The organism is Diaphorobacter sp. (assembly GCF_050251835.1).
Classification (GTDB): domain Bacteria; phylum Pseudomonadota; class Gammaproteobacteria; order Burkholderiales; family Burkholderiaceae_C; genus JBFXIE01.
Genome location: NZ_JBFWLZ010000032.1, coordinates 31,762 through 38,296 on the forward strand (window position 1 = coordinate 31,762; position 6,535 = coordinate 38,296).

The 6,535-nt window shown below is 68.0% G+C and carries 3 protein-coding genes and 1 pseudogene; 1 reads left to right on the forward strand and 3 read right to left on the reverse strand.

The genetic code is table 11. The features are described 5' to 3' along the window. Window positions 1-10: 10 nt before the first annotated feature. Window positions 11-988: a recombination-associated protein RdgC gene (locus tag AB7E35_RS11310; protein ID WP_428167581.1), complete on the reverse strand. Its 978-nt coding sequence runs from the start codon at window positions 986-988 to the stop codon at window positions 11-13. Window positions 989-1,313: 325 nt separating this feature from the next. Here AB7E35_RS11310 and AB7E35_RS11315 point away from each other — a divergent pair, with 325 nt between their 5' ends. Next, window positions 1,314-1,964 (forward strand): Spy/CpxP family protein refolding chaperone, encoded by a 651-nt coding sequence (locus AB7E35_RS11315; protein ID WP_428167582.1) that lies wholly within the window; start codon window positions 1,314-1,316, stop codon window positions 1,962-1,964. Between the two features lie 373 nt (window positions 1,965-2,337). On the opposite strand, the pseudogene AB7E35_RS11320 reads toward AB7E35_RS11315, so the two are convergent. Together AB7E35_RS11320 and AB7E35_RS11325 are read right to left on the reverse strand one after the other, a co-directional pair. Then, window positions 2,338-5,463: pseudogene (locus tag AB7E35_RS11320) on the reverse strand (EAL domain-containing protein); the annotation flags it as partial. A gap of 239 nt (window positions 5,464-5,702) precedes the next feature. Beyond that, on the reverse strand, window positions 5,703-6,535 hold an 833-nt coding region (locus tag AB7E35_RS11325; protein WP_428167583.1), incomplete at its 5' end, for a 3-deoxy-7-phosphoheptulonate synthase.

Consider the following 6,535-nt stretch of genomic DNA (forward strand, 5'->3'; position numbering starts at 1 on the left):
GGGTCGGCGCTCAGAAAGGCGCGTCGTCGTCCGGGCCGTCGGCGGGCGCATGCAGCTTGCCCGCGGCGGGCGCCAGCGTGGCGGCAGCGGCGCCCAGCTCGGTGCGCCCTTCGCCACCCAGCGCCGCGATCAGGTCGGGGATCAGCTGCGACAGCTCGCCGGTGGCAATCGCCACGTCGGCATCAAAGCCGCCGTCGTCCTGCGCCTGGCCCTCGAACACAGTGTCCAGAAACGCCACTTTTTTCAGTTGCAGGCCTTCGGTCAGCACAAAGCTCACGCGGTCGTCCCAGGTCATGGCCAGCTTGGTGGGCAGCTTGCCGGCCTGGATGTGGCCCTGCACTTCCTCGATGTCCAGCGGATGGCGGGCGTAGCGCACCACGGCCTTGGACTCGTCGGGCGCCTTCAGTTCGCATTCGCGGTCGATGCTGAAGCCCGCTGGCGGCTCTTGCTCCTTGAGCCACAGCGCCATCGCGGCCTGCGGGCTGGTTTGCGTATCCAGCAGCGCCAGCGACAGGCCGCTCAGGTGCTCCACCAGCAGGCTGACGATCTCGTCGGCGCGGCCCTGGGCGCCGGTGTCCAGCACCAGCAGGCGCGCGGCCATGTCGATCCACACCCAGGTGCTGCCCTGCTTGGTGAAGGCCATGGGCAGCAGGTCCAGACGGGCTTCGTCCTTCAGCTCCTTGCTTTCTTTCTTGCCGGGCTTGCGGCCGGTCTGCTGCTCGATGTGCTCGGCCTTTTCTTTCACCTTGCGCGCCAGCACCGAGGCGGGCAGCACCTTGGCTTCGGTCATGAAGCGCAAAATCCACTGCCCGCCCACGCTCTCGGCCAGCAGGCCGTGGGCCTCTCCGCGCGGCGGCACCCAGCCGCTGGATTTTTCCTGCGTGGCGCCGCACTCCTGAAACGGCGCCTTGGCCAGGGCTTCTTCCAGCTGGGTCAGGTCGGCCTGCCAGCCGGCGGCGATGCGGTACACGATGATGTTCTTGAACACGGGTTTCCTTTGATACGGCCGCCCCGCGCCCGATCTGCCAGACGGCGGGGCGGCTACTGATCCTGATTTTGATCCTGATTTGATAGCTGCCCGCGCTTGACTGATAAGCGCTGGAGGCAGTTTTAGATTTGCAGCGAATGTAGCCGGGCCGGTGCATGCGTCACGCACGGCTTGCACAACTTTACACATGCGCAGGCTTGGCTCACCGCGGCGTTACACAGACGGCGCACACTGTGATGCAGGCGCCGAGCTGTCACGTCCTTCCGGCCGGTGGGACGGCCGCTTCGCCCATCCCTTCCCGATTGGAAGCAAGAAAGGAAACACCATGTCCCGTTTCAAGATCACCCAGCGCCTGGCGGCCACCGCCGTGGCAGCAGCCGTTCTGGCCGGCATGGCCATGCCCACGCTGGCGCAACCCGGCGGCCCGGCGCCTGCCGCCGCAACGGCCGAGCAGGCCCAGCGCCCCGACCGCGGCGATCGTCCGCGCCAGCGCGCCATGACGCCCGAGCAGCGTCAGCAGATGATGGCCCAGCACATGGCCCAGCGCGCCGAGGCCTTCAAGCAGAAACTGCAGCTCACCCCCGAGCAGGAGCCCGCCTGGAACACCCTGCTGCAGTCCATGAACCCCGACGCCAGCGCCCGCAAGGCCTGGCTGGACATGCAAGGCATGGAGCAGCTGACCACGCCCGAGCGCATCGACCGCATGCGCGCCATCCGCGCCCAGCGCGCCGCGGACATGGACCGCCGCGGCGACGCGGTCAAAGCCTTCTACGCCACGCTGACGCCTGCGCAGCAAAAAATCTTCGATGCCGAAGGCGCACGCATGTACGGACAGCGCGGCAACGGCATGGGTGGACACATGGGTGGGCACATGGGCGGCTACATGGACGGCCACGGCCACGGTCACTGGCATGGGGGCAAGCCCGGCATGCGCGGCCAGGGCCCTGCCGCCCCGGCTGCACCCGCATCGCGATAAGGCTGTATCCAGGCGCTGACCCCGCCCGGCTTGCCACCGGGCGGGTACGGCGGGTGCTGTGGACAAAGCTGGGGCCATCAGGCGGGCAACCAGCCGCTTATCCACAGTTGCGGCGGCTGCGATCAAGTTGTTATCGGTTCGCGCTGGTTTTGCCCCGCCTTCGGACACAGACTTGGCGCCCGCGCAAGTGCCTGTCACGATGAAGAAAAAAGCGCTTGTCCACAAAAAACGGGCGTCTCTACTACTACGACTATGTATTCATAGAACCTTTATTGAACAACCTGAGTGGGGCCGCAGCGGAGGGCGCACAAGGGTTATTTGCTTCATTTTTAATAGCTACTCGCGCTTATCCAGAATGGGATAACGTGCTTTTTCAACCAAAATATGCTTGCAGCAGAGACTGCAACCGCTCCAGCGGCAGGGGGCGGTTGAAGAAATAGCCCTGGTAGGCGTCGCAGCCGGCCTTGGACAGCCAATCACGCTGGGCATTGCTCTCGACGCCCTCTGCAATCACGTCCAGGCCCAGGCTGCCAGCCAGGCCGATGATGGTGCGCACAATGGCCGCGTCGTTGGGGTCGGTGAGCAGGTCGCGCACAAAGCTCTGGTCAATCTTGAGCTGGCGCAGCGGCATGCGCTTGAGGTACAGCAGCGATGAATAACCCGTGCCGAAGTCGTCCAGCGCAAAGCCCACGCCGTGGGTGCGCAGTGCTTCCATGGTCTCGATGGTGGCTGCGATGTCTTCGACCAGCAGGCTTTCGGTCAGCTCCAGCTTGAGCTGCGCCGCCGGCGCGCCGGTGACGGCCAGCACGCGCGCCACGTCGGCCACGAAGCCTGGGTCGCGAAACTGGCGCGAGCTGACGTTGACCGCCATCGTCAGGTGCGACATGGCCGGCACCTTCTGCCACGACGCCAGCAGCGTGCAGGCCTGGTGCAGCACCCAGCGCCCCAGCGGCAGCACCAGGCCGGTTTCTTCGGCCAGGGGGATGAACTGGGCGGGCGACACCATGCCGCGGCGCGGGTGCTGCCAGCGTGCCAGGGCCTCCACGCCCAGAATGTCGCCGCGGGCGTTGACCTGCGGCTGGTAATGCAGTGTCAGCTCTTGCCCCGCCAGCGCGTCGCGCAGGTCTTCCTCCAGCGCCGCGCGTTCGGCCACCGCCTGCTGCATGCCGGGGTTGAAAAAGCGCAGCGTGTTGCGCCCGGCGGTCTTGGCCTGGTACATGGCCATGTCGGCCTGCTTGAGCACTTCGCCCACGGTGGTGTGCTCCTGGCCGAACAGCGCCACGCCGATGCTGGGCGTGCTGCGATACTGGTAGCCGGCCAGCGTGTAGGGCGTGCCCAGCACGTTCAGGATTTTTTCGCCCGCCTTGTTGGCATGCTCGGCCTGCACGTCCTGGTGCGCGCTGAGCTGCTCGAGCAGCACCACGAACTCGTCGCCGCCCAGCCGCGCCACGGTGTCGCCGCCGCGCACGCAGCTGCCCAGGCGCTGGGCCACCTGCTGCAGCAGCTGGTCGCCGCGGTCATGGCCCAGGGTGTCGTTGAGCGTCTTGAAGTTGTCCAGGTCGATGAACAGCAGCGCCCCGCCCTGGCGATGGCGCTGCGCTTGAACCAGGGCCTTGCCCACCTGCTCCATGAAGTGGATGCGGTTGGGCAGGCCGGTCAGCGCGTCAAAGTAGGCCAGGCGCTGGATCTCGCGCTCGTTGCGCTTGCGCTCGCCGATGTCGGCATGAATGGCGAAGATTGATTGAGGTTCGCCCTGCTCGTCCAGCACCAGGGTCCAGCGGCCCTCGACCTCGATGGCGCGGCCCTCGCGGTCGTACTGCACCATTTCGCCGTCCCAGCCGCCCAGGCGCATCAGCTGCTCGCTGGCGCGCGCCACGTCGTGCGCATTGGGGTCGCGGTGCAGCAGCTCGGCGATGGGGCGCCCCAGCGCCTCTTCGCGGGTCCAGCCGTACATGCGCTCGGCGCCCTCGTTCCAGAACGTGATGCGGTGGTCGGGGCTGAGCACCATGATGGCGTCGCGCGCCTTGTCCAGCAGCGATGCCTGCTGGCGGTTGCGCTGATCGTCCATCTGGCGCTGCAGCTCCGCGGCGGCCCGGGCGGCAAAGATCTGCAGCATGTTGCAGACAAACTGCGCCGACTCCAGCGGCTGCTGGTAGGTCACGAAGATCACCCCGATCGGCGTGCCATCGCTGCCCGCCAGCTGCTGGCCTACATAGCCCTGCGCGCCGGCGCGGCTGAGCATGGGCGCGCGCGGGTAGTGCCCTGCGGCGTTGCTGTCGATGACGATCTGCTGCTGGGTCAGCAGCTGCTGGCTGGGCGTGCCGTCCAGCGTGTACTCGCCCAGGGGCTGCGCCACGCCATTGACCATCAGCGACAGCGTCGTCAGGCGTCTTGGCTGGCCTTGCACCGGCGGCAGCAGCCGACCCACGCAGGCAATCTGCGCGCCCAGTGCGTCGGCCATGTGCTGCGCCAGGTGCTCGAAGAAGGTCTCGCCAACGCCTGCCGACACCGCCGTGGCCACCTTGACCAGCGCGGTCTGCAGGCGCTGCTGCTCGGCGCGTGCGCGCAGGTTTTCGATGCCGAAAGCCAGGTCGGCGGCCAAGGCGTCCAGCAGCTGCAACTCTTGCGCATCAACGTGCAGCACCTCGCCCGCGCACAGGTGCAGCAGCCCGAAGGTGCGTTGCGCGTTGCGCAGCGGCAGGCAGACGGCCGCACGCAGGCCTTGGCGGGTCATGCGGTCAGCCCAGGTATGCAGCGGGGGCTTTTCGCAGGCGTCGGACACGATCACCGCCTGGCCGCTGCGCACGCACAGGCTGGAGGGGTCGTTGCCGCCGCGCTCGTGTGGCGACCAGCTGGCGGGCAGGTCCTGCAGATAGTCGGCGCCCGGCCCCGCATGGGCCACAGGCTCGATGCGGCGGTGCGCGTCGTCGCGCACCATGCCCACCCAGGCCATGCGGTAGCCGCCCTTCTCGACGGCCGCGTGGCAGATGGCGTGCAGCAGATCGGCCTCGGATGTGGCGCGCACCAGCATCTCGCTGCAGGCGCGGCGCATGCTGGTGGCCTGGCTGATGCGCAATTGCGCGGCCCGGGAGCGCTCGCGTTCGGTCACGTCGCTTGCCAGAATCTGCCAGGCTGCGCGGCCGTCAAAGTCGGTCTCGCGCGCCAGCACCTCCACGTCGATGGGCGCGCCATCCTTGCGCACATGGCGCCAGATGGCCGGGTGGTGATCCGGTGTGCCGCCCGTGCCAGGCGCAACCGCGGCAGCCGCGGCCGCCAGCAGCGCCTTGATGGCGGCATCGGCCTCATCGGCGCTGGCGCAGCAGGCGGGCGGCCACAGCGCGCGCATGTCCATGCCCAGCAGCTCGGCGGTGTCATAGCCATAGTGCCGGGTCATGGCATGGTTGGCGGCCAGCAGGCGCAGGCCGTCGCGCGCGCAGATCCACATGGGCTGCGGGTGCTCGGTAAACAGGGCGTGGTACTGCCGCTCCGCCGGCCGCAGCGCGCTGCGGCCGGTCATGGCAGGCCGCCACGCATGGCATGCATGCTGCGCTGCAGGGCTGCGCATGCGGCGGCGCCGGGGTCTTCGCAGGCTTGGGCTGTCGAGGGGGGCAGGAACATGGGCAGGCTCCGGGGCGCAAAAAAAGTCCACACGCAAGACCACTTTGGACAAAGTGTCTTGCACCATGCTACACGCCCCTGGGCAAATTCAGGCCAGGCTTTGCAGGTGCGGTGCGCAGGTCAAGCGGGCATCTGGCCCCCGCCGCTGCGCGCGCGCCGCTGGCGCACGGCCTGGGCCAGCTGCTGCAGCACCGGCACGGTCTGCGCGAAGCTGATGCAGGCATCCGTCACCGACACGCCGCGCGCCAGCGGCTGGCTGTCCACGATGTCCTGGCGGCCCTCGTTCAGGTGGCTTTCGATCATCACGCCGGTGATGCGCGCGTCGCCCGCGGCAATCTGGGCGGCCACGTCCTGCGCCACGTCGATCTGGCGGCGGTGCTGCTTGCTGCTGTTGGCGTGCGACAGATCGATCATCACCTGCGGGCGCAGGCCGGCCTTGGCCAGCAGTTCGCAGGCGGCCTGCACGTCGGCGGCGCTGTAGTTGGGCGCCTTGCCGCCGCGCAGGATGATGTGGCAGTCGTGGTTGCCGCGCGTCTCAAAGATGGCGGCCTGGCCCATTTTGGTCATGCCCATGAAGGCGTGGGGCGCCTGCGCCGCCTGGATGGCGTCGGCCGCCACCTTCACGCCGCCGTCGGTGCCGTTCTTGAAGCCCACGGGGCACGACAGCCCGCTGGCCAGCTGGCGGTGGCTCTGGCTCTCGGTGGTGCGCGCGCCAATGGCGCCCCAGCTCACCAGGTCGCTGATGAACTGCGGGCTGAGCAGATCCAGAAATTCCGTGCCCACGGGCAGGCCCAGCGCCAGAATGTCCAGCAGCAGGGCGCGGGCTTTTTCCAGCCCTTCGTTGATGGCAAAGCTGCCGTCCAGGTGCGGGTCGTTGATGTAGCCCTTCCAGCCCACGGTGGTGCGCGGCTTTTCAAAATACACGCGCATCACGATGAGCAGGTCTTGCGCCA

What these genes read in the sequence shown, in the direction of transcription:
- AB7E35_RS11315 (WP_428167582.1), top strand. Translation starts at nt 1,314, where the DNA reads ATGTCCCGTTTCAAGATCACCCAGCGCCTGGCGGCCACCGCCGTGGCA.